This window comes from Streptomyces sp. NPDC051909, assembly GCF_040681095.1.
In the GTDB taxonomy this organism is placed as follows: domain Bacteria; phylum Actinomycetota; class Actinomycetes; order Streptomycetales; family Streptomycetaceae; genus Streptomyces.
In genome coordinates this window covers 411,642-435,105 of the sequence record NZ_JBFAYA010000001.1, presented here as the reverse complement: position 1 = coordinate 435,105, position 23,464 = coordinate 411,642, and the positions used below count along the sequence as shown (strand labels likewise).

The window sequence follows — 23,464 nt, the reverse complement described above, 5'->3', positions numbered from 1 at the left end:
CGACACGCGGTTTCATCCCGTAACAGGCGAATGGCCGTTGTGTCGCTCAAGATACGTTTATGTACTTTTCCGCCCGGAGCAGCGCTGTGGGAGGTCGACGCCGATGAGTCCGACGAGCCCCTCCGTCTCGCTCCCCTCCCCCAAGGAGCGGCGCCGACTGCGGGAGTCGCTCTCCCTCAGCGAGGACCAGGTCGCGGAGGTCCTGGGCGTCACCCGGGCCACCGTCCGCGCCTGGGAGACCGGCCGCAGTTCCCCCCGGGGCCGCAAGCGCGAGGCGTACGCGAAGCTGCTCGGCGTCTACGAGGAGCCGGCCGCGCCCCGTACGGAGAAGCCCGCCCGGCCGTCCCCCGCGGCCACCCGGCCCCGCCCGGCCGCCAAGGGCGCCGCGCGCCCGCCGAAGTCCCCGGCGGCGCCGGGACCGGCCCCCCAGAAGCCGGCCGCGTCGAAGCCGGCGGTCCGGCCCGTCATCCGAACGGCCGAAGTCGTCGAGGAGCCCGCCGAGGCGTCCGAGGCCGTCGAGGCCGTCGAGGAGCGCCTGAAACCGGCAGCGGTGCCGGAGGCGGAGGCGCCGGTTCCTGCCCCGGAGCCCGTGACGCCCGCGCCCGCCCCCGGACCCGCCGTCCCCGGACCCACGCCGGAGGAGGCCTTCGACGCGCTCTACGACCACGCCGCACCCGGCCTGGTCCACCAGACCTATCTGCTCACGGGGCGCCGCCGGCTCTCCCGCGAGTCGGTCGAGTACGCCTTCCACCACGCCTGGCAGCACTGGCCCGAGGTGGCCACGGACGCCGACCCGGTGGGCTGGGTGCGGGCGACGGCGTACGAGTACGCGCTCTCGCCCTGGCACCGCTTCCGGCGCCGCCACCGGCACCCGGACTCGCCGCCGACCGAGGCCGCCCGACGGGCGCTGCTCGGGGCGCTGCTCGATCTGCCCGCCCCGTACCGCCGGACCGTGCTGCTGTACGACGGCCTCGGCCTGGACCTGCCGGAGACCGCCGCGGAGACCGAGGCGAGCACCCCGGCCGCCGGGAACCGGCTGCTGCACGCCCGTACGGTCATCGGGCAGCGGATCCCCGAGCTCGCCGAACCCGAGGCGCTGCAGCGGCGGCTCGCCGCGCTCGTCGCGGAGGCTCCGACGGCCACCCTGCCCGCCGCGCGGGCGGTTCGGACCGGCAGCGAGCGGCGCCTGCGGCTGCTGACCCGGTCGGTGGTCGGGGTGACGGCGGCGCTGATCGCCGTCACGGCCCTCACCGCGGCGACCGCGCCGACCCGCTACATCCCGGTGAACGCGCCCGGCGAGGCCGTCGAGGGCGTCCCGGTCCGCGGCGGCCCGCAGAAGCTGCGCCCGGAGGACAGGGAACTGCGCGACATGCTGCGCACGGCCCCGAACCCGGGCCCGGAACGCCTGGTCCCGGCCGCGGAGTAGGCACGTACACGCGTGGGCCCCGCCCCGACCGTGAACAGGTCGGGGCGGGGCCCACGCGTTGGTGTCGCTGCGTCGCCGTGTTGCCGCGTCGCCGCGTCGCTGTGTTGCCGCGATCAGCCCGCGAGGATGGCGCGCGCCAGCTTGGCGGTCTCGGTCGGGGTCTTGCCGACCTTGACACCGGCGGCCTCGAGGGCCTCCTTCTTCGCCTGGGCGGTGCCGGAGGAGCCGGAGACGATGGCGCCGGCGTGGCCCATGGTCTTGCCCTCGGGCGCGGTGAAGCCCGCGACGTAGCCGACGACCGGCTTGGTGACGTTGGCCTTGATGAAGTCGGCCGCACGCTCCTCGGCGTCGCCGCCGATCTCGCCGATCATGACGATCAGGTCGGTGTCGGGGTCCGCCTCGAACGCCGCGAGGGCGTCGATGTGCGTGGTGCCGATGACCGGGTCGCCACCGATGCCGACGGCGGAGGAGAAGCCGATGTCACGGAGCTCGTACATCATCTGGTACGTCAGCGTGCCGGACTTCGAGACCAGGCCGATGCGGCCCGGCTTGGTGATGTCGCCCGGGATGATGCCGGCGTTCGACTGGCCCGGGGTGATGAGACCGGGGCAGTTCGGGCCGATGAGGCGGGTCTTGTTGCCCTTCTCCACGGCGTACGCGTAGAACGCGGCGGAGTCGTGCACCGCGATGCCCTCGGTGATGACCACGGCGAGCGGGATCTCGGCGTCGATCGCCTCGACCACGGCGGCCTTGGCGAAGGCCGGCGGCACGAAGAGGACCGAGACGTTGGCGCCGGTCTCCTTCATGGCCTCGGCGACGGTGCCGAAGACCGGGATCTCGGTGCCGTCGAAGTCGACCTTGGTGCCGGCCTTGCGCGGGTTCACGCCGCCGACGATGTTCGTGCCGTCACCCAGCATGAGCTTGGTGTGCTTCATGCCCGTGGCACCGGTCATGCCCTGGACGATGACCTTGCTGTCCTTGTTGAGGAAGATAGCCATGGCTGTGTGTCCTCGTCCCTTACTTCGCAGCCGCGAGCTCGGCGGCCTTGTCGGCCGCGCCGTCCATGGTGTCCACGCGCTGCACGAGCGGGTGGTTGGCGTCCGACAGGATCTTGCGACCCAGCTCCGCGTTGTTGCCGTCGAGGCGCACGACCAGCGGCTTGGTGACTTCCTCGCCCTTCGAGGCGAGCAGCTCCAGGGCCTGCACGATGCCGTTGGCGACCTCGTCACAGGCGGTGATGCCGCCGAAGACGTTGACGAACACGGACTTGACGTCCGGGTCGCCGAGGATGATCTCCAGGCCGTTCGCCATGACCTCGGCGGAGGCGCCGCCGCCGATGTCGAGGAAGTTGGCCGGCTTCACGCCGCCGTGGTTCTCACCGGCGTACGCGACGACGTCCAGGGTCGACATGACCAGGCCGGCGCCGTTGCCGATGATGCCGACCTCGCCGTCGAGCTTGACGTAGTTGAGGCCCTTCTCCTTGGCAGCGGCCTCGAGCGGGTTGGCCGCCGCCTTGTCCTGGAGGGCCTCGTGGTCGGCGTGGCGGAAGTCGGCGTTGTCGTCCAGGGAGACCTTGCCGTCCAGCGCGAGGACGTCGCCGGAGGCGACCTTCGCCAGCGGGTTGACCTCGACGAGGAGCGCGTCCTCGGCGACGAAGGTCTTCCACAGGGTCACGAGGATCTCGGCGACCTGCTCGGCGACGTCGGCCGGGAACTGCGCCTGGGCGACGATCTCGCGGGCCTTGACGATGTCGACACCGGCGTTGGCGTCGACCGGCACCTTCGCGAGCTTCTCGGGGGTCGTCGCGGCGACCTCCTCGATGTCCATGCCACCGGCGACGGAGGCCATGGCGAGGAAGGTGCGGTTGGTCCGGTCGAGGAGGTACGAGACGTAGTACTCCTCGGCGATCTCCGGAGCGGTCTCCGCGATCATCACCTTGTGGACCGTGTGGCCCTTGATGTCCATGCCCAGGATGTCCGTCGCGCGGGCGACGGCCTCGTCCGGGGTGGCGGCCAGCTTGACGCCGCCGGCCTTGCCGCGGCCGCCGACCTTCACCTGCGCCTTGACGACCGACTTGCCGCCAAGCCGCTCGGTGGCCTCGCGCGCCGCCTCAGGCGTGTCGATGACTTCACCGGCCAGCACCGGTACACCGTGCTTGGCGAAGAGGTCCCTCGCCTGGTACTCGAACAGGTCCACGCGCGTCCCTTTTCTAGATGATCGCGGTTCGTTGTCTGCGTGGGCGTGCCGCGAAGGGCAACGTGACTGCGCTGTCACTAGGGAGGCGTACACGGTGTCCGTGGACGCGGCATGTCCGTCTCGCAGGTTATCCCCGTGGGCCGTGGGTCCCTAAATCGCAGATCACAGGAGAGCGGTGATACGGGTCACAGAACGTAGGCGCGGCGGGGCGGTCCGGAGCGGTGGGGGCCGGGGACCCGCGGTCCCTTGTGGCAGGCGGGGAGCGGTGATTGACGCGCTCACGGCTCGCCGGTGCGCGGGGTGAGGTCGGGTGGGGTGCGACTGTGATATGGACCTCAGTGCCGGTGGCGGCGCCCGTCCGGGTGGCCGCGCGCGACGGATTCCGTACCCGGACCGGCCCTTGCGGGTCAGGTCCTGGCCGGACAGGTCCCGTCAGGCCTCGGGTGTTCAGGTGTTCAGGCCTCGGGTGTTCAGGCCTCGGGTATGGGGAGCGGGCGCTTCTCCAGGGCGGCGGCCATGACCTCGGGGAAGAGGTCGGGGGTGCACGCGAAGGCGGGGGCGCCGAGCGCGGCGAGCGCGGCGGCGTGCTCCCGGTCGTAGGCGGGCGCGCCCTCGTCGGAGAGCGCGAGCAGGGTCACGAACTGCACGCCGGAGGCCTTCATGGCCGCGACCCGCTTGAGCATCTCGTCACGGATGCCGCCCTCGTAGAGGTCGCTGATGAGGACGACGACGGTGTCGGCGGGGCGGGTGATCCTCGACTGGCAGTAGGCGAGTGCCCGGTTGATGTCGGTGCCGCCGCCGAGCTGGGTGCCGAAGAGCACGTCGACCGGGTCGTCGAGCTGCTCGGTGAGGTCGACGACGGCGGTGTCGAACACGACGAGGCGGGTGGCGAGGGAGCGCATGGAGGCGAGGACGGCGCCGAAGACGGAGGCGTAGACGACGGAGGCGGCCATGGAGCCGGACTGGTCGATGCAGAGCACGACCTCCTTCCTGACCGCCTGGGAGGCGCGGCCGTATCCGACGAGCCGTTCGGGGACGACCGTGCCGTGCTCGGGCAGGTAGTTCTTGAGGTTGGCGCGGATGGTCCGGTCCCAGTCGATGTCCCGGTGCCGGGGCCGGCTGATCCGGGCCGAACGGTCGAGCGCGCCGGTGAGCGTGGCCCGGGTGCGGGTGGCGAGCCGCTTCTCCAGGTCCTCGACGACCTTGCGGACCACGGCTCGGGCGGTCTCCCTGGTGGTCTCCGGCATCGCCTTGTTGAGCGAGAGCAGGGTCCCGACGAGATGCACGTCCGGCTCGACGGCCGCCAGCATCTCCGGCTCCAGGAGCAGGGTGGCGAGCCCGAGCCGCTCGATGGCGTCGCGCTGCATGACCTGCACGACGGAGCCGGGGAAGTACGTCCGGATGTCGCCGAGCCAGCGGGCGACCGAGGGCGCGGACCCCCCGAGCCCACCGCGCGCCCCCTTGTCGTACAGCGCGGCCAGCGCCCCGTCGATGGCGGCGTCGGTCCCGGTCAGCGCGCGCCCGGTGCCCTCCGCCTCGCCGCCGCCGAGCACCAGCCGCCAGCGGCGCAGCCGCTCGTCGTCCATGCGCGTGGTCGTCATACGCCTGGTCGTCATACGGGGACCTCCGTACGGGGATGGGGCTCGGAGCCGGGTGCGGTGCGGGCGCTCATACGGCGGCCTCCGTGCCGAGGATCAGATGGACCAGGGGCAGTACGGCGTCGGCCCGGCGCTCGTCGGCCGCGGGCGCGAAGCCGGGCGTGGTGACCGCGGCCGCGGCGGTCCCGCCGGGGCCGGCCGGGCCGCGGGCGACCAGCTCGCCGAGAGTCCGCCGGACCCCCGGCTCGTACGCGGCGAAGGTGCGCCGCAGCAGCGGCAGTACGTCGCCGAACGCGTCGGGGCTCACGCCGCCGAGCCAGTCGTCGACAAGGCCGAGCAGCCGCTCGTCGTGCACGAGCAGCAGCCCGCCCCCGGAGGCTCCTCCGACGAACCCCTCGACCCATGCGGCCGCTTCGGCGGGCGGCGTCCCGGGCGACAGCGCGAGCCCCATCGTCCGGGCGGCCTCGTCGACCCCGAACCGCCCCTCGTCGAGCAACAACCGCACAGCCCGCCCCCGCACCACCCCGGGCACCCGCTCCCGCCCCGCCAACCTCCGCAGCACCCCGGCCCAACGGTCGGCGAGTCCCGAGGCGGGGGTGGGGGCGGGGGCACGGCCGGGCGCGGCGAGCGCGGGCTCGTCTTCGGCGGAGCCGGGCAGGCTCGTGGTGGCGGGCCCGGGCCCCGCTCGTAGCTCTCCCCGGTCCGTCAGGAGGGCGATCGCCGTGTGGACGCCGTCGAGGCGGTCGCGCATCTCGGCTGCGGCGTCCGCGTCGAGGGACGCGCAGGCGGGGGGCAGGCCGACACAGATCCGTTCGGCGAGGCCGGCGGCGACCTCGCGGAGGGCGGTGGTGTCGGTGGCGCGGACGTCGCCGTAGCGCAGGGAGCGGGCCAGGGCCGGGAGGGCCTGGGCGAGGTGGGCGACGTCGGTGTCGAGGGCGGCGCGGTCGGCGAGCGCGTGGAGGACGGCGGGCAGGGCGTCGGTGAGTCCGGCGAGCAGGCAGCGCTCGGCGAGCGAGGTGATGGCGGCGAGTTCGTCGGCGGCGGCCGCCTGAGCCTTGGCCCGGGCGGTGGCGGCGGCCTCGACGGTGGTGCCCCAGACGCCCGCCTCGGCGACCTGGACGTGGAGTTCGGGCTCCCAGCGCAGCCGCCAGCTCTCCCGGAAGGTGCCGGTGGAGCCGCGGCCGGCGACGGGGCCGCCCCAGCCGACGCCGAGCAGCCGGAGCCGGTGCAGCAGTCGGCTGCGGGCGGCGTCGTTGTCCTTGCGCAGGTCGAGGTCGAGCTCGCGCTCCTGGGCCTCCGGTTTGAGGCGCAGGGCGCGCTGGAGCCGTTCGAGATCCCGCTGGAGCGGGACGGCGGGCGCGCCGGGCGGGACGGTGCCGAGGACGTCGCCGACGACGAGCCGGTCGCGGACCAGGCCGAGGGCGACGTCGGAGCCGTCGCCCATGACGGCGCGGATCGCGTCGGTGGTCTCGCCGAGCCCGGGGAGCGGGCGGCCGCGCAGCACGGCAAGGGTGTCGGCGAGCCGTACGGCCTCGATGACGTGGGCGGAGGAGACGGGCAGGTCCTCGGCTCTGAGCAGGCCCGCGACCCTGGTCATCCAGCGCTCGACGGGCCGGTCGGGGGCGGTGAACAGGTGCGCGTACCAGCCGGGGGCCTCGATGCCCGCGCCGTATCCGGAGCGGCGGGCGAGCCGGCGGTGGGTCCAGGGCACCCAGGTCAGTTCGGTCTTCACCTTGGGCAGCCCCTTGAGGAGGGCGCGGTCGGCGGTGACGGTCGTACGGCGGCGCAGCGCGGGGACGTGCCAGGCGCCGCAGACGACGGCGACGTCGTCGCCGAACTCCTTCTGCGCGGCGCGCAGCCGGATCCGCATGTGCGCCTCGCGCACCGGATCGCGGGGGTGGCCCCCGTGCCCGTACGCCTCGCGCAGCGCGTCCATCGCGTCGGCGAGGGCCTCGAAGGGGGCGAACGGGTCGGTGGCGCCGCGCAGTTCGACGACGTCCTCCCACCAGCGCTCGGCGTCGTCGTACCCGGCGGTGCGGGCGAGTTCGGCGACGGGGTCGACGCGCAGCCCGGCCCCCGCGTCCTCGGGGGCGTACTCCTCGCTGTCGTCCCAGGTGGGGTCGGAGGCGGCGAGGGTGTGGGCGGCGGGCAGGTCGATGAAGCGGACCTCGGCGCCGTGCGCCAGGGCCCAGCGGATCGCGGCCCATTCGGGCGAGAACTCGGCCATCGGCCAGAACGCGGCGCGGCCGGGGTCGTCCACGGCGTGGGCGAGCAGCGCGACCGGAGGCCGCATCTCCTCGTCGGCGGCGAGCGCGACGAGCCCGTCGGCCTCGGGCGGGCCCTCGATGAGGACGGCCTTGGGCCGGCCGGCGTCGAGCGCGGCGAGCACGGCCCGCGCGGAGCCCGGCCCGTGGTGCCGGACCCCGAGCACGAGGGGCCCGGCGGCGGGTCCCGGGCGGCCTGGCGTCGGGACGGCGGGACCGGAACGGCCGACAGTCGGCACGACGACTTCCGGCCGTGCGGCAGTCTGCCCGGCAGGTTCCGGGCCGTCGGCAGTCGGCGCGGCGGACGCGGAAGCGGTGGGCGGCGCGGTCGGCGGCGCGGTGGCGCCGGTGCGGGGCGTCATGCGCTCACCTCACGGCAGGCGCGGTAGAAGTCCTTCCATCCGTCTCTCTCACGGACCACCGTCTCCAGGTACTCCTGCCAGACGACCCGGTCGGCGGCGGGGTCGCGGACCACCGCGCCGAGGAGCCCGGCGGCGACGTCGGCGGAGCGCAGCACGCCGTCGCCGAAGTGCGCGGCGAGGGCGAGGCCGCCGGTGACGACGGAGATCGCCTCGGCCGTGGACAGCGTCCCGGAGGGCGACTTGACCTTGGTGCGCCCGTCGGCGGTGACGCCGTCGCGCAGCTCACGGAAGACGGTGACGACCCGGCGGATCTCGTCCACGCCGTCCGGCACGGCGGGCAGGTCGAGCGAGCGCCCTATCTGGTCGACCCGGCGGGTCACGATGTCCACCTCGGCGTCGGGGGTGGCGGGCAGCGGCAGCACGACGGTGTTGAAGCGGCGGCGCAGCGCGCTGGACAGCTCGTTGACGCCGCGGTCGCGGTCGTTGGCGGTGGCGATGAGGTTGAAGCCGCCGACGGCCTGGACCTCCTCGCCCAGCTCGGGGATCGGCAGGGTCTTCTCGGACAGGATGGTGATGAGGGTGTCCTGCACGTCGGCGGGGATGCGGGTGAGCTCCTCGACGCGGGCGGTCATGCCCCGGTCCATGGCGCGCATGACGGGGCTGGGCACGAGGGCGTCGCGGCTGGGGCCGTGGGCGAGCAGCTGCGCGTAGTTCCAGCCGTAGCGGATGGCTTCCTCCGGCGTGCCGGCGGTGCCCTGGACGAGGAGGGTGGAGTCGCCGCTGACGGCCGCGGCCAGGTGCTCGGACACCCAGGTCTTGGCGGTGCCGGGGACACCGAGCAGGAGCAGGGCGCGGTCCGTGGCGAGCGTGGTGACGGCGACCTCGACGATGCGGCGCGGGCCGACGTACTTGGGGGTGATCACCGTGCCGTCGGGGAGCGTGCCGCCGAGGAGGTAGGTGGCGACGGCCCAGGGCGAGAGCTTCCAGCGGGCGGGCCGCGTCCGGTCGTCCTGGGCGGCGAGCGCGGCGAGTTCGTGGGCGAAGGCGTCCTCGGCGTGCGGCCGCAGCGCGCGGTCCTTCGCGCTGCCGTTCCCGCTGTCCGCCGTCGTGGTCGTGGCGGTGGCCGGAGCGGTGGTCGTGGTGGTTTCGGGCAGGGTCATGGGTCCCCCTCCAGATCGTTCGACCTGCTGTGGGATCCACGGTGCACCATGCCACTGACAATCGGTCACAGCCGGGGGAAACCGCAGGTGAGAGGCGTGAGCAAGGTGGTTGTCAGTGGCGGCCCGTACGGTCGTTCGCATGACTGAGCAGGGGGTGCGCTGGACGGCGGACCAGGTGCTGGCACTGGCTCCTGACGACGCGTCGCGCAAAGCGGGAAGCAGGCTGGGCACGTCCGGGCTTTGGTCCGGCGCGGGCTCCGACGGCCGGGCGGTCTGGGGCCAGTGCCGGGGCAGCGGACGCACGCCGTACCGGACGGTGGTGGACACGACGGGCCCGGCGTACTCGTGCAGTTGCCCGAGCCGGAAGTTCCCGTGCAAGCACGCGCTGGGACTGTTGTCGCTGTGGGCGGGGGACCCGGAGGGGGCGGCGGTGCCGGGGGCCGGCGAGGCGCCCGACTGGGCGGAGACCTGGCTCGCGGGCCGGCGCGCGCGGGCGGAGGCGGCACGGACCCCGGCGGAGGCGGGGCCCGCCGACCCGGAGGCCGCGCGCCGCCGGGCGGAGCGCCGGGCGGCCCGGATCACCGCGGGGGCCCAGGAGTTGGAGCAGCGGCTCGCCGATCTCCTGCGCGGCGGGCTCGCCTCGGCGGAGCAGGCGGGGTACGGCCTGGGGGAGGAGACCGCGGCCCGCATGGTCGACGCGCAGGCGCCGGGACTCGCGGGCCGGGTGCGGGAGTTGGGCGCGATACCGGGCTCGGGCCCGGGGTGGCCGGTGCGGCTCCTGGAGGAGTGCGCGCTGACGCATCTCCTCGACCGGGCCTGGCTGTCGGCGGACCGGCTGCCCGGTCCGCTGGCCGCGACCGTCCGCAGCCGGGTCGGCCTCTCGGCGCCGCCGGAGGGTCCGCTGCTGCGGGACCAGTGGCTGGTGCTCGCCCAGTACGACGCGGCGGACAGCCGGTTGACGACCCGTCGCATCTGGCTGCACGGCCGCGACAGCGGGCGTACGGCCCTGCTGCTCTCCTTCGGCGCGGCGGGCCGCGCGCCCCGACTGGCCCTGCCCGTCGGCGCCGTCCTGGACGCGGAGCTCCGCCCCTACGCGTCCGGGGGCGGGCTGCGCGCCGAGCTGGTGGAGCAGTTCGCCCCGCCCGCCCCCGCCGGCCCGCCGCCGCAGGGCGCCCCGGTGGGCGCCGCCCTCGACGCCTACGGGCGCGCACTGGGCGAGGACCCGTGGCTGGACGCCTGGCCGGTCACCCTCGCCGACGTGGTCCCGGCCCGCGCGGAGTACGGCTGGCAGCTCGCCGACTCGGAGCCGTACGGGACCCTCCCGGGCGCGGCCCCGGAGCGCGAGGCGATACCGCTGACCCGCGCGGCCCAGCAGCAGCCCGGCCTGTGGCGCCTGATCGCCCTGTCCGGCGGCGCCCCGGTCCGCGTCTTCGGCGAGATCGGACACCAGGGCTTCACCCCGCTGGCCGCCTGGTCGCCGGACGCGCCCGGGGAGACGGTGCCGCTGGTGTAGGCCGTGCTTCAGGTAGCCCGCCCCGTCAGCCACCCACCTCTGGAGGAGTCCGTGAACGCCTGGGAAGACCTCGTCACGTCCGCGCTGCTCGGCACCGACCGGAAGCCGCTCGCGCGGAGCGGCGGGGAGGCCGCGCCGGTCGCGCTGCTCGATGCCGCCGCCGTGCACACCGTACGGCGCAGGGCGGGGCTGCGGCCCGGGCCGGCCGCGGCGGCGTTGGAGGCCGCGCCCGAGGACACACGGCCCGCCCTGCCGGCGGCGGCGCGGCGGCGGTTGGGACAGCTGCTCGCGGGCCGGGCCGCGCCCGCGCCGTCCGGGGGGCGGCGCGGGGCGGCTCCGGATCTGGCGGAGCTGCTGCCGCAGTGGCTGGCCGCCGCCAACGAGCGGGGCTGTCGCGCGCCGGCCGCCGCACTGCCCGCGCTCCTTGACGCGGCGCGGGCCCGGACGGACCTGCGGCCCCAGGCCCTGGCCCTCGCCGGGCCCCGGGGGCTGTGGCTGGCCCGGCTGAACCCGGAGTGGAAGTTCGCGCTGCGCGGCACGGGCGGTGGCGCGGGGCCGCTGCCCGATCCCACCGATCCGGAGGCGGTGCTCGCGCTGTGGGAGGAGGGCCTGTTCGCGGAGCGGGTCGCGCTGCTGGCGGCCGTACGGGCCGAGGACCCGGCGCGGGGACGGGAGTTGCTGGCCTCGACCTGGGGTGCGGAGCGGGCGGAGGACCGGCTGATGTTCCTGGACTCGCTGCGGGCGGGGCTCGGCCCGGCGGACGAGGAGTTCCTGGAGGCGGCCCTGTCCGACCGCAGTCGCAACGTCCGGGCGACGGCCGCCGAACTCCTCTCGGCGCTGCCCGCGTCGGCTCTGGCAGGCCGGATGGCGGGGCGCGCCGCGTCGTGCGTGTCCCTGGACCGTACGCGGGGCGCGGAGACGATCGTGGTCGAGGCGCCGCACGAGTGCGACGCGGGGATGCGGCACGACGGGGTGGTGCCGACCCCGCCGACCGGGCGGGGCGAGCGGTCCTGGTGGCTGGGTCAGCTGGTGGAGGCGGCGCCGTTGGACTGCTGGCCGGCGCGGTTCGGCGGGCGCGGGCCGGAGGAGATCGTGGCGCTGCCGGTCGCGGACGACTGGCGGTCCGAGCTCCACGCGGCCTGGTGCCGGGCGGCGGTCCGGCAGCGGGACGCGGCCTGGTCACGGGCGCTGCTCGGCTCCCCGGCCGCCCCGCAGGCCACGGGCCCCGGCACGTCCTCGCTGGCCGAGCGGGCGCAGTTGCTGTCCACGCTCGGCGCGGAGGAGCGGGCCGGCTGGGTCGCCTCGTTCATCGCGGCGCACGGCCTGTCGGAGGCGTTCCAGCTGCTCGGGGTGTGCGCGGTGCCGTGGGCGGAGCCGCTCGGCCGGGCGGTCGTGGACGCCCTGGACATCGCCCGGGACGCGGGCAGCTATCCGTGGAGCTTCAGCGGCGTGATGGGCCTGGCCGAGCGCTGTCTGTCACCGGACGCGGCGCCGCAGCTCGCGGCGCTCACCGCCGTGTCCGCCGAGCCGGAGGACGCCTCGCCGGGCGCCGCGGGCTACTGGTCGGAGGCCTTCCAGCGGCTGGTGTCCACCCTGGAGCTCCGGGCGACGATGCACGCCGAGCTGCGCGGCCCGAGCTGACCGGGCCGAGCTGGGCAACCCGGGCTGAGCGGCCCGAGGTGACCGGGCCGCAGTCGAGCGACCGGGCCGACCGGGCCCGGGCCGAGCGGCGCGGAACCCGGGGTCCAAGGACCCCGGGGGTGGCGCGTCGGGTCGTTCAGGCCGCCACGCGCACGTTGGCGTTGACCCACTCCACGATCGCGGCGGTGGTGGCGCCGGGGGTGAAGATCTCGGCGACGCCCTTCTCCTTGAGCGGGGCGATGTCGGCGTCCGGGATGATGCCGCCGCCGAAGACCTTGATGTCCTCCGCGTCGCGCTCCTTCAACAGCTCCAGGACCTTCACGAAGAGCGTGTTGTGCGCGCCGGAGAGGATGGACAGACCGATCGCGTCGGCGTCCTCCTGGATGGCGGTGTCGACGATCTGCTCGGGCGTCTGGTGGAGGCCGGTGTAGATGACCTCCATACCGGCGTCGCGCAGCGCCCGCGCGATCACCTTGGCCCCGCGATCGTGGCCGTCGAGACCCGGCTTGGCGACCACCACGCGGATCGGACCGGTCACACCCATCACTGCCTCCACATGCGACCCCCGCGCGTCTTTGCCGGGGAGGTGAACGAACGTTATCGCCAGCATCCCGCACGCGCCCGTTTCGCGGTGGACAGCGAGGGGGAAATCACACGTGGGACATGGATCGCTCCCCGGAGGAGCCGCATCGGGGTCGCCGCACACCCGCGCCGCCAGCCGCACGGCACGGAGGTGCGGCGCACCGCCGTACCGGGACGGAGGTCGGCGATGGAGCTCTTGCCCACCGTGTTCGCCGACCGGATGAAGGCCGCCGCCCTGGAGCTGGCGGTCCTCGCGGGACATCTGGTCCTCTACCCCTCGGGACTCGTCGGCGAGCGCCGCGCCGCCGCCGTCTCTCCCGCCGGCACGCCCGCCACCGACGGCGCCCGCGGCCCGGCCGCCCGCCCGGTGGTGCTGCTGCACGGCTTCGTCGACAACCGCTCGGTCTTCGTCCTGCTGCGCCGCGCCCTGGCCCGGCACGGCCGTGACTGTGTCGAGTCGCTCAACTACTCCCCGCTCACCTGCGACCTGCGCACCGCCGCGGAGCTGCTCGACCGCCGGGTGACGGAGCTGCTCGACCGCACCGGGCACACCGAGGTCGATCTGGTGGGCCACAGCCTCGGCGGGCTGATCGCCCGCTATTACGTACAGCGCCTGGGCGGTGACGCCCGCGTCCGCACCCTGGCCATGCTGGGCACCCCGCACTCCGGAACCGCCTTCGCGCCGCTGGCCGTGGCGGACGCGCATCCGCTGGTGCGCCAGATGCGGCCGGGCTCGGAGGTGCTGCGCGAGCTCGCGGGCCCGGCGCCGGGCTGCCGTACCCGTTTCGTGAGCTTCTGGAGCGATCTGGACCAGGTGATGGTCCCGGTCGAGACGGCGCGGCTGGAGCACCCGGACCTGACCGTGCGGAACGTACGGGTGAGCGGCATCGGTCACCTGGCCCTGCCCGTCCACCCGACGGTCGCCACCGGGATCCTGAGCGCCCTGGATGAGGGCGGCCCGGCGGCCGGTGCACGGGACGGATCGACGGGGGCGTCCTCGGTGGCCTGACGCGCCCCACCGGCCTGACGGACCGCCAGAAGTCGTCCGTTCTTCGAACGTTCTTCGAACACAGGGCCAAACCTGTCCCCGGTACCCACCGAAAGACGGCCGATTGCCCGGTTCCGGGCGGCTCGAAACACCTTGAAGATTGTCCGGCGCGCGTACCGCCGGGTACAGTCACGCCACTGCTTGACCCCTTGCGTGACTCTTGCGTGACCTTGCTAGACCCCCTGCTGCCGAGGCGAGAGAGAAGTTGGTGAACGACCAGCACCCCCACGCCGGGTACGTCATGGACGGCACCCAGACCACGGGCAGCTTCGCCGTCGACCCCCTGTTCGGCACCGGCGCCACAGGCGCCGAGTACGCCTACGAATACGGTTACGACGCAGGTCAGAGCGGTTACAGCGAGTACGCCGGGTACTCCGCGGACTCCGGGCAGCACGGCTACGCCGCCGGCTACCCCGAGCAGAGCGGCCAGTGGGACACCGGCGCCTACGGCTCGTACACCACCACCGGCCAGTGGGACGCCACCGCCTGGACCGAGGCCCAGCAGACCGGACAGTACGAAGCCGCGGCCTTCGCCTCGTACGACACCACCGGGCAGTGGACGGCCCCGGGCTACGAGACCGGCGCCTACGACGCCACCGCCTGGAACCAGGTCGCGGCCGAGCCGATCGTCCCCCAGCAGTACACACCCGATCACACCGCGGAGTTCTCCGCCACCGAATTTCCCGCCGCCGAGTACTCCACGCCCGAGTACTCCACGCCGGAGTACGCCGCCGAGGCCGAGTACGGCGCCGCGTACGACTCCGGCTACGCCTGCGCCGACTACCCCGCGTACTCCGAGCACGCCGAACAGTCCGAGTACACCGAACAGTCCGCGTACGCCGAGCACTCCGCGTACGCGGACTTCGCGGACGCCGGGACCGAGCGCGAGCACGACGAGCCGGACTCCGGCCCGGACGCCTTCCACGACGCCGAGACCATGGTCGCCCTGGAGCTCGACAGCAGCACTCTCGCCGAGGCCTCGCCCGGCGCCGAGCTGCCGGCCCGCCCGGTGCGCCGTTCCGGCGGTGGCAGCCGCGGCCGACGCCGTACGCCCGCGAAGCGCTCCGCGCTCCTCACGGTCGCCGTCCCGTCCGCCTGCGTGATGGGTGTCGCCGGTATCGCCGCCGCCTCCGTGAGCGGACTCACCGACTCCGGCGCCGACCAGAAGGACGACACGACCTCCCTCGCCGCCGCCGACCCGGCCTCGGTGCAGCAGGTCGCCGCCAACAGCAAGCTGGACACCCAGCTCGCCGCGCTCAGCGCCGACGCCCGCGACTTCGGCGACCGCGCCAGCCGCACCCAGGAGCGCATCGACCTGAGGCTGCGCCAGGAGGCGGAGAAGAAGAAGCGCGAGGAGGAGGCCGCCCGCAAGGAGGCCCTCCGCCCCAAGTTCATGCTCCCGGTGAAGCTGCACCAGCTCAGCGCCCGCTACGGCCAGTCCGGCGTCAACTGGATGTCGCTGCACACCGGCATCGACTTCCCGGTCCAGTACGGCACGCCCGTGATGGCCGCGACCGACGGCACCGTCCGCACCCAGTGGAACAGCGCCTACGGCAACATGGCGATCGTGACGTCCCCGGACGGCACGGAGACCTGGTACTGCCACCTCAGCAGTACCAAGATCCGCTCCGGCAAGGTCAAGGCCGGCGAGGTCATCGCGTACTCCGGCAACTCCGGCAACTCCACCGGCCCGCACCTCCACTTCGAGGTCCGGCCCGGCGGCGGCTCGGCGATCGACCCGCTCCCCTGGCTGCTCAAGCACGGTCTCGACCCGATCGGCTGAGCACGCGTCCGTAGCACCGCACGGCGAAGGGGCCCCGACCGATCACCGGCCGGGGCCCCTTCCTCGTACGAAGGCTGTCGCTACAGCTTCTCGACCGGCGCGTACCGCAGCAGCAGCCGCTTCGGCTTCTCGTCGCCGAAGTCGATCGTCGCCTGCGCGTCCGAGCCCACGCCCTGCACGGCCATGACCGTGCCGAGGCCGAACTGGTCGTGGGTGACCCGGTCGCCGACCTGGAGCGTGATGACCGGCTTGTCGCCGGTGCGGCGGGTGGCGAAGCCGGACGGGCCGGAGCGGGAGCGCGAGGAGGACAGCGAGGACGTGATCCCGGAGGTCGGACCGGCGGGCTTGGCCATCGGGCCGGTCCGCTTCCACTCCAGGTACGTGGCCGGGATCTCCTCCAGGAAGCGCGAGGCCGGGTTGTACGAGGGCTGGCCCCAGGCGCTGCGCATCGCGGAACGCGTCAGGTAGAGCCGCTCGCGGGCGCGGGTGATGCCCACGTACGCCAGGCGGCGCTCCTCCTCCAGCTCCTTGGTCTGGCCGAGGGCGCGCATGTGCGGGAAGACGCCGTCCTCCATGCCGGTGAGGAAGACCACCGGGAATTCGAGGCCCTTGGCGGTGTGCAGGGTCATCAGGGTGATGACACCGGCCCCCTCCTCGTCCTCGTCGGGGATCTGGTCGGAGTCGGCGACGAGCGCGACCTGCTCCAGGAACTCGGCGAGCGAACCGCCCTCCTCCCCGCGCTCCTGCTCGAACTCCAGGGCCACGGCGGCGAGTTCCTGGAGGTTCTCGATCCGGGTCTCGTCCTGCGGGTCGGTGGAGGCCTGCAGCTCGGCGAGATAGCCGGTCCGTTCGAGCACAGCCTCCAGGACCACGGCGGGTCCGGCGCCCGAGTCGACGATGGTGCGCAGCTCCTCCATGAGGGTGTTGAAGCGCTTGACGGCGTTGGCGGAGCGGGCCGCCATGCCGTACGCCTCGTCGACCCGCTTGAGGGCCTGCGGGAAGGTGATCTTCTCGCGCAGGGACAGGGCGTCGATCATCGCCTCGGCGCGCTCGCCGATGCCGCGCTTGGGCACGTTGAGGATGCGGCGCAGCGGCACGGTGTCCTCGGGGTTGGCGAGGACGCGCAGGTAGGCGAGGACGTCCCGGACCTCCTTGCGCTCGTAGAAGCGCACGCCGCCGACGACCTTGTAGGGCAGGCCGACGCGGATGAAGATCTCTTCGAAGACGCGGGACTGGGCGTTGGTGCGGTAGAAGACCGCGACGTCGCCGGCCTTGGCGTCGCCCGCGTCCGTGAGCCGGTCGATCTCGTCGGCGACGAACTGCGCCTCGTCGTGCTCGGTGTCGGCGACGTAACCGGTGATCTGCGCGCCGGCGCCCGCGTTGGTCCACAGGTTCTTGGGGCGGCGGGACTCGTTGCGCTCGATGACGGCGTTGGCGGCGGACAGGATCGTCTGCGTGGAGCGGTAGTTCTGCTCCAGCAGGATCGTGGTCGCGTCCGGGTAGTCCTCCTCGAACTGGAGGATGTTGCGGATGGTCGCGCCGCGGAAGGCGTAGATGGACTGGTCGGCGTCGCCGACGACGCACAGCTCGGCCGGGCCGAGGTCCTCGTAGCCGGTGCCGACGAGCTCCCGTACCAGCGTGTACTGGGCGTGGTTGGTGTCCTGGTACTCGTCGACGAGGACGTGCCGGAAGCGGCGGCGGTAGTGCTCGGCGACGTCCGGGAAGGCCTGGAGCAGGTGGACCGTCGTCATGATGATGTCGTCGAAGTCCAGCGCGTTGGCCTCGCGCAGCCGGGCCTGGTACATCCGGTAGGCCTCGGCGAGCGTCTTCTCGAAGCCGTCGGCCGCCTGGTCGGCGAAGGTCTCCTCGTCGATCAGCTCGTTCTTGAGGTTGGAGATCTTGGCGCTGAAGGACTTCGGCGGGAACTTCTTCGGGTCGAGGTCCAGGTCGCGGCAGACCAGGGACATCAGACGCTTGGAGTCGGCGGCGTCGTAGATCGAGAAGGAGGACGTGAAGCCGAGCTTCTTCGACTCGCGGCGCAGGATGCGCACGCACGCGCTGTGGAAGGTGGAGACCCACATGGCGTTGGCGCGCGGGCCGACGAGCTGCTCGACGCGCTCCTTCATCTCGCCGGCGGCCTTGTTGGTGAAGGTGATGGCGAGTATCTGGCCGGGGTGCACATGCCGGGTGCCCAGGAGGTACGCGATCCGGTGGGTGAGCACCCGGGTCTTGCCGGAGCCCGCGCCCGCGACGATGAGCAGGGGCGAGCCGGTGTGGACGACGGCGGCCGCCTGCTGCTCGTTGAGCCCGTCCAGGAGTGCGGCGGGGTCCGCGACGGGGCGGTGCGCTCCGTCGCGGTAGTAGGCGTCGCGACCGGCCGGGGGCGCGTCGAAGTGCTCCCCGAAGAGGTCGTGCGGGACCTCCTCCGCGGCCGGGGCGCCGTGCTCGTCGTCCTCGGGCAGGGGCGGGGGCTCCTCCGCGTGGTGCTGGAGGCTCGCCAGGAAGCTGTCGTCAAAGAGGCTGTTGCTCATCGCCTAACGAGTCTAGGGCGCCGGACTGACAGCCGGTCCCCGCCCCGGGAAGTGGCCGCGAACGTGACCGTCGACTCACGGAGGGCGACGATCCGCTTCAGGTCACGAAAATGTATCGGACATAAGGCGCACCGGGCTTCCCACCCGTCCCACGGCTCGCTAGCGTGCACGCCCAAGCAGCCCGTCCCCTACCGCATCCCACCGTCGGCGAACCACGCCGAGCGGGCGGCCCACGCCGACGCACGCCGAACCCGGCCCACCCCCACGCCACTCGGGCCGTCGCGTGCCGGCGTCCACGGAAGGAGATGCCGGCCTTGGCGACCCATCGCAAGCCGCGCACCACCCGTCCCCAGTCCCCCGCCGTCGGCGTCACGACGGCCGCGCTCGCCTCGGTGACCCTGCTGTCCGGGCAGAGCGCGCAGGCCGCCCCGGCGGCGCCCGCGACGCCTGTGGCGAAGCCCACGGTCGAGGAGATCCAGCAGAAGGTCGACCGGCTGTACCGGGAGGCCGGCGTGGCCACCCAGGAGTACGACCGGGCCAAGGAGGCCACCGACCGGCAGCGGCGCGAGCTGGGCAAGGTCCTCGACGACGTGGCCCGCCGCACCGACGAGATCAACACCTCGCGGCGCGCGCTCGGCGCGTACGCGGCGGCCCAGTACCGGGGCGGGGCGGTCGGCCCGACGGCCACCCTGATCTTCGCGGACAGCCCGCAGGACTACTTCGACCAGACCCACCTGATGGACCGGCTGTCGCAGCAGCAGCGCGAGGCGGTCCGGACGTACGAGTCCCAGCGCGCCGCCGCCGCGAAGCAGCGGCAGGAGGCCACCCGGAGCCTGGCCGCCCTCACCGCCTCGCAGAACAAGCTGCGGCGCACCAAGCAGACCGTCCAGGGCAAGCTCGCCGAGGCGCGCACGCTCCTGGCGAAGCTGACCGCCGAGGAGAAGGCGCGGCTCGCGGAGCTGGAGCGCAAGCGGGAGGCCGAGGCGCGCCGCAAGGCGGAGGAGAAGGCCGAGGCGGAGGCGGCGGCGAAGGCGGCGGCCGAGGAGGCGGCCCGCAAGGAGGCCACCCCCACGCCGACGCCCACCACCCCGACGCCGGAACCGACGCCCACGACGCCGCCGACCGGCGACGGCTCCACGTACGCGGCCAAGGCCGCCGAGGCGCTGGCCTTCGCACGCGCCCAGATCGGCAAGCCGTACGTGTGGGGCGCGACCGGCCCCGAGTCGTACGACTGCTCCGGCCTCACCCAGGCCGCCTGGCGCGCCGCCGGCGTCGACCTGCCCCGCACCACCTGGGACCAGGTGAAGGTCGGCACCCGGGTCGCCACGGCCGACCTGCTCCCCGGCGACCTCGTCTTCTTCTACGACGACATCAGCCACGTCGGCATCTACATCGGCAACGGCAAGATGATCCACGCCCCGAAGCCGGGCGCCTACGTGCGCGAGGAGTCCATCTACTACATGCCGATCTACGGCAGCGTGCGCCCGGCCTGATCGTCAGGCGGGCGCACGGGGCGGCTGGGCGGAACGGCGGTCGGGGCTCAGACCCAGAGGGTTGCGATGAAGATGTTCGCCATGGTCAGGCCGCCGACCGCGCCGAAGAGCGCCTTGTCGACCCGCTCCTCGTCGCGCTTGACGTAGACCAGGCCGAGGATGACCACCAGGATCGCGAGCTTCACGCCGATCTTGATGTTGTTGACGGTGTGGCCCTCGGCCTGGTGTATCCCGACGAGGGCGACGCCGGTGATCAGCATGAGCAGGGCCCCGTGCAGCATCGCCGGGGTGAAGCGGGCCGTACCGGCCCCCATCGCCTTCATCTGGGTGAGGAATCCGCCGAGCAGCGCGCCGATTCCGATGATGTGCAGGGCGACGAAGACATGAATGAGTACGTCCATGGGGCGGAGCCTAACCGGGGCCATACCAGCGGCTCCGGGGCGGGTCCACCTTGTCCCGCGCATCGGTCAGGGGGCTGCCGGAAGGGCCGCCCGCGCAACGCCCCAGCCGAACGGGAACGGTCCCGAAACGCCATCCCCCGCCAATAGCGGTCAACGCCGGGCCGCTGGGCGGGGCCCGGTTTAGCGTCCTCCCCCAGGTGGCCGGCTCCCCACCACCGCCGCACTCCGGCGGTTGTCGGCCGCCCCCGCCGAGAAAACCGGCGGCGGCGCGTTCCCCTGTGCGAGCCGCCGCCGGCCCCGGCGGGCAGCGTCCCCCACAGGGAAAGGATGTGACCCGCCCTCGTGGCAGCACACCGCAAACCCAGGCAGTCCCCCCTCGGCGGCCAGACCGTCCGCACCGCCGCCACGCTGGCACTCGCCTCGGCGGCCACCGCGACCCTCTTCGAGGGCTCCGGGCACGCCGCGCCCCAACCCACCCCCGCGCAGGTCAAGACCCAGGTCGACCGGCTCTACGAGGAGGCGGAGGTCGCGACCGAGAAGTACAACGGGGCGAAGGAGCAGGCCGACGCGGCGCGGGCCGGCTTCGACCGGCTGCGCGACGAGGCCGCCCGGCGGACCGAGCGGCTCAACCGCTCCCGCGACGCGCTCGGCGCGGTCGCCGCCGCGCAGTACCGCTCCGGCGGGCTCGACCCGGCCATCCAGCTCGTGCTGACCTCCGACCCGGACCAGTACCTGGAGCGGGCCGCGATCGCCGAGAAGGCCGGGGACCGCCAGGCCGCGGCCCTCACCGCGGTACGGCGCGAGCTCACCGCCGTCCGTCAGCTGCGGGCCCAGTCCGAGGGCCGGCTGAAGGAACTGAGGGCCCACGAGGCCGAGCTGCGGCGGCAGAAGACGGCCGTGCAGACCAAGCTGGACGCCGCCCGGACCCTGCTGGCCCGGCTCACCGCCGAGGAACGGGCCCGCTACGAGGCGGCCGTCGCCGCCGGCCACCACGACGCGGCGGGTGCCTCCTCCGGCTCGGCCGCCACGGACCGGGCCGACCGCGCGGGCACCGTACGCGGGCCGATCTCCGCCCCGACCGGCCGCGCCGCGGAGGCGATCTCCTTCGCCCGGGCGCAGCTCGGCAAGCCGTACGTGTGGGGCGCGACCGGGCCGTCCGCCTACGACTGCTCGGGGCTCACCCAGGCCGCCTGGCGGGCGGCCGGGGTGTCGCTGCCGCGCACCACCTACACCCAGATCAACGCCGGCCGCCGGGTCTCCCGCTCCGAACTGGCCCCGGGCGACCTGGTGTTCTTCTACTCCGGCATCAGCCACGTCGGCCTCTACATCGGCGGCGGCCAGATGATCCACGCCCCGCGCCCGGGTGCCCCGGTACGGGTCGCCCCGATCGACGAGATGCCCTTCGCAGGCGCGACCCGGGTGGGGTGACCGGTACGGTCCGGAGCTGCCGGGGTCAGACGAGGCGGCGGGCGGTGGCCCAGCGGGTGAGCTCGTGCCGGTTGGACAGCTGGAGCTTGCGCAGCACCGCCGAGACATGGGACTCGACCGTCTTCACCGAGATGAAGAGCTGCTTGGCGATCTCCTTGTACGCGTAGCCGCGGGCGATCAGGCGCAGCACCTCGCGCTCCCGCTGGGTGAGCCGGTCGAGGTCCTCGTCCACCGGCGGGGCGTCGGTCGACGCGAAGGCGTCGAGGACGAAGCCCGCGAGGCGCGGCGAGAACACCGCGTCGCCCTCCTGGACCCGGAAGATCGAGTCGACCAGGTCGGTGCCGGTGATCGTCTTGGTGACATAGCCGCGGGCGCCGCCCCGGATCACCCCGATGACGTCCTCGGCCGCGTCGGACACCGACAGGGCCAGGAAGCGGACCGGGTTCTCCGGCGCCGCCATCAGGGCGGTGCAGCGGCGCAGAACCTCGACGCCGCCGCCGCCCGGCAGGTGTACGTCGAGGAGGACGACCTCGGGGCGGGTGGCGGTGATCACGGTGACCGCCTGGTCCACGTCGGCGGCCTCGCCGACCACTTCGACGCCCGTCACGTCGGTGCGGCCGATCTCGGCCTGCACCCCGGTGCGGAACATGCGGTGGTCGTCGACGAGCACGACCCGCACCCGGCGCCCCGCGTCCGCCGCCCCGTCTCCGGTCACGGCCTCGGTCTCGTCGCTCATCCGTCCGCCCTCTCCATCTCCAGCTCCACTTCGGTGCCCCCGCCCGGCACGGATCTCAGCCGTGCCGATCCGCCGTTGCGCTGCATCCGGCCGATGATCGATTCTCTTACGCCCATCCGGTCGTCCGGCACGGCGTCGAGGTCGAAGCCGGGGCCGCGGTCGCGCACGGAGACGAAGACCGTCCGGCCCTCCACCTCCGCGTAGACCTGCACCGGCCCGCCCTCGCCACCGTACTTGGCGGCGTTGACCATCGCCTCGCGCGCGGCCTGCATCTGCGCGCCCAGTTTCTCGTCGAGCGGGCAGTCGCCGACGACCACGACCTCCAGCGGCACTCCGTGCTTGTCCTCGACCTCGGCCGCCGCGCGCTTGACCGCCTCGGCCAGGGTCGCGGGCTCCTCGTCCTCGTCCTTGCCGGTGCCCTCCGGCCTGTACAGCCAGTTCCGCAGCTCCCGCTCCTGGGCGCGGGCGAGCCGGCGCACCTCGCCCGGGTCCTCGGCGTTGCGCTGGATCAGGGTGAGGGTGTGCAGGACGGAGTCGTGGACGTGGGCGGCGACCTCGGCTCGCTCCTGGGCGCGGATGCGCAGCGTCCGCTCCTCGCTGAGGTCCTGTGACATGCGCACCAGCCAGGGACCGGCGAGCAGGGCTATGCCGGTGAGCACGGCGACGGCGGCGGTCAGCGCGGTGCCGAGCTGGGCGGCGGAGCCGCGGACCACCATGAAGACGGCGAGTCCGGTGCCGACCAGGCCGACGCCGACGAGACCGCGGGCGAGCTGGAAGACCCGGCGGCGCCGGTCGGGGTCGGTCCAGCTGGCCCGCCGTGCGTTGTCGGCCTGCCGCCAGACGAGGACGACGCCGACACCGATCAGCAGCGAGGGCCAGATGTAGCGGCCGGCCTGCTTGTCCACGTCGAGGTTGCCGACGAAGGCGGATATGCCGAGCGCCAGCGCGATCAGCGCGAAGATCTGGCCGCGGTCGGGCTTGCGGAGCCGCTTGCGGCCGTCGGGAGTGGTCTCGAACATCGGGCGGGGCGCGGAGCGGCCGCCGACGCCGAGCGGGACGACGATCCAGAACACCGCGTACAGCAGCGCGCCCAGGCCGTCGGCGAGCATCAGGGCCACGAAGAACGCGCGGACCCAGATCACCGGCAGGCCGAGGTGTCCGGCGAGACCGCGCGCGACACCGCCGAGCCACCGGCCGTCGGCGCTGCGGTAGAGCTTGCGCACGGGCGGTTCGTCGAGGTCGGTGACACGAGCGGTTGCGGACATGTACCGATCGTCACACGTTCGGCGGCCCTCGGACATC

The 23,464-nt window shown here is 73.8% G+C and carries 17 protein-coding genes; 7 read left to right on the top strand and 10 right to left on the bottom strand.

Annotated features, from left to right (window positions below; translation table 11 throughout):
- The first annotated feature begins 103 nt into the window (after positions 1 to 103).
- Positions 104 to 1,426, top strand: a complete 1,323-nt coding sequence (locus AB0M18_RS02200) for a helix-turn-helix domain-containing protein (protein WP_365754732.1) — start codon at positions 104 to 106, stop codon at positions 1,424 to 1,426.
- A 113-nt stretch (positions 1,427 to 1,539) separates the two neighbouring features.
- Here the strand turns inward: AB0M18_RS02200 and sucD are convergent, their stop codons facing one another.
- The 5 genes from sucD to AB0M18_RS02175 form a co-directional block, all read right to left on the bottom strand.
- The gene (gene sucD / locus AB0M18_RS02195) at positions 1,540 to 2,424 is read right to left on the bottom strand and encodes a succinate--CoA ligase subunit alpha (RefSeq protein ID WP_365754731.1); all 885 of its coding nucleotides are present in this window, start codon (positions 2,422 to 2,424) and stop codon (positions 1,540 to 1,542) included.
- A 19-nt stretch (positions 2,425 to 2,443) separates the two neighbouring features.
- On the bottom strand, positions 2,444 to 3,622 hold the full coding sequence (gene sucC, locus AB0M18_RS02190; RefSeq protein WP_365754729.1) for an ADP-forming succinate--CoA ligase subunit beta: 1,179 nt from the start codon (positions 3,620 to 3,622) through the stop codon (positions 2,444 to 2,446).
- 470 nt (positions 3,623 to 4,092) lie between these two features.
- On the bottom strand, positions 4,093 to 5,238 hold the full coding sequence (locus AB0M18_RS02185) for a VWA domain-containing protein (RefSeq protein ID WP_365754727.1): 1,146 nt from the start codon (positions 5,236 to 5,238) through the stop codon (positions 4,093 to 4,095).
- A 52-nt stretch (positions 5,239 to 5,290) separates the two neighbouring features.
- The gene (locus tag AB0M18_RS02180) at positions 5,291 to 7,846 is read right to left on the bottom strand and encodes a DUF5682 family protein (protein ID WP_365754725.1); all 2,556 of its coding nucleotides are present in this window, start codon (positions 7,844 to 7,846) and stop codon (positions 5,291 to 5,293) included.
- Complete coding sequence (locus AB0M18_RS02175) at positions 7,843 to 9,006, bottom strand: AAA family ATPase (protein WP_365754724.1); 1,164 nt, start codon at positions 9,004 to 9,006, stop codon at positions 7,843 to 7,845. The genes AB0M18_RS02180 and AB0M18_RS02175 overlap by 4 nt, the downstream gene beginning before the upstream one ends.
- A gap of 139 nt (positions 9,007 to 9,145) precedes the next feature.
- Here AB0M18_RS02175 and AB0M18_RS02170 point away from each other — a divergent pair, with 139 nt between their 5' ends.
- Both AB0M18_RS02170 and AB0M18_RS02165 read left to right on the top strand, forming a co-directional pair.
- A complete protein-coding gene (locus tag AB0M18_RS02170) occupies positions 9,146 to 10,519 on the top strand; it encodes an SWIM zinc finger family protein (RefSeq protein WP_365754722.1) in 1,374 nt (457 codons plus the stop codon).
- A 51-nt stretch (positions 10,520 to 10,570) separates the two neighbouring features.
- A complete protein-coding gene (locus AB0M18_RS02165) occupies positions 10,571 to 12,160 on the top strand; it encodes a DUF5691 domain-containing protein (RefSeq protein ID WP_365754720.1) in 1,590 nt (529 codons plus the stop codon).
- Between the two features lie 136 nt (positions 12,161 to 12,296).
- Here the strand turns inward: AB0M18_RS02165 and AB0M18_RS02160 are convergent, their stop codons facing one another.
- Complete coding sequence (locus AB0M18_RS02160) at positions 12,297 to 12,704, bottom strand: cobalamin B12-binding domain-containing protein (protein WP_265867557.1); 408 nt, start codon at positions 12,702 to 12,704, stop codon at positions 12,297 to 12,299.
- Between the two features lie 225 nt (positions 12,705 to 12,929).
- Between AB0M18_RS02160 and AB0M18_RS02155 the strand changes: the two genes are divergently transcribed.
- Together AB0M18_RS02155 and AB0M18_RS02150 are read left to right on the top strand one after the other, a co-directional pair.
- Positions 12,930 to 13,751, top strand: coding sequence for an alpha/beta fold hydrolase (locus AB0M18_RS02155; protein ID WP_365754718.1), 822 nt, complete (start codon positions 12,930 to 12,932; stop codon positions 13,749 to 13,751).
- Positions 13,752 to 13,998: 247 nt separating this feature from the next.
- Positions 13,999 to 15,573 (top strand): M23 family metallopeptidase, encoded by a 1,575-nt coding sequence (locus tag AB0M18_RS02150; RefSeq protein ID WP_365754717.1) that lies wholly within the window; start codon positions 13,999 to 14,001, stop codon positions 15,571 to 15,573.
- 80 nt (positions 15,574 to 15,653) lie between these two features.
- Here the strand turns inward: AB0M18_RS02150 and pcrA are convergent, their stop codons facing one another.
- Positions 15,654 to 18,104 carry a DNA helicase PcrA gene (pcrA, locus tag AB0M18_RS02145; RefSeq protein ID WP_365754715.1) on the bottom strand — a complete coding sequence of 817 codons (2,451 nt, stop codon included), beginning with the start codon at positions 18,102 to 18,104 and terminating at the stop codon, positions 15,654 to 15,656.
- 305 nt (positions 18,105 to 18,409) lie between these two features.
- On the opposite strand from pcrA, the gene AB0M18_RS02140 reads away from it, so the two are divergent.
- Positions 18,410 to 19,597 carry an NlpC/P60 family protein gene (locus tag AB0M18_RS02140; protein ID WP_365754714.1) on the top strand — a complete coding sequence of 396 codons (1,188 nt, stop codon included), beginning with the start codon at positions 18,410 to 18,412 and terminating at the stop codon, positions 19,595 to 19,597.
- Between the two features lie 47 nt (positions 19,598 to 19,644).
- Here the strand turns inward: AB0M18_RS02140 and AB0M18_RS02135 are convergent, their stop codons facing one another.
- Positions 19,645 to 19,998, bottom strand: coding sequence for a hypothetical protein (locus AB0M18_RS02135; protein ID WP_365754712.1), 354 nt, complete (start codon positions 19,996 to 19,998; stop codon positions 19,645 to 19,647).
- A 342-nt stretch (positions 19,999 to 20,340) separates the two neighbouring features.
- Here AB0M18_RS02135 and AB0M18_RS02130 point away from each other — a divergent pair, with 342 nt between their 5' ends.
- Positions 20,341 to 21,426, top strand: a complete 1,086-nt coding sequence (locus AB0M18_RS02130) for an NlpC/P60 family protein (RefSeq protein WP_365754710.1) — start codon at positions 20,341 to 20,343, stop codon at positions 21,424 to 21,426.
- Between the two features lie 25 nt (positions 21,427 to 21,451).
- Here the strand turns inward: AB0M18_RS02130 and AB0M18_RS02125 are convergent, their stop codons facing one another.
- Positions 21,452 to 22,162 carry a response regulator transcription factor gene (locus AB0M18_RS02125; RefSeq protein WP_365754708.1) on the bottom strand — a complete coding sequence of 237 codons (711 nt, stop codon included), beginning with the start codon at positions 22,160 to 22,162 and terminating at the stop codon, positions 21,452 to 21,454.
- On the bottom strand, positions 22,159 to 23,427 hold the full coding sequence (locus AB0M18_RS02120; protein ID WP_365754706.1) for a PspC domain-containing protein: 1,269 nt from the start codon (positions 23,425 to 23,427) through the stop codon (positions 22,159 to 22,161). The genes AB0M18_RS02125 and AB0M18_RS02120 overlap by 4 nt, the downstream gene beginning before the upstream one ends.
- Between the last annotated feature and the right edge of the window lie 37 nt (positions 23,428 to 23,464).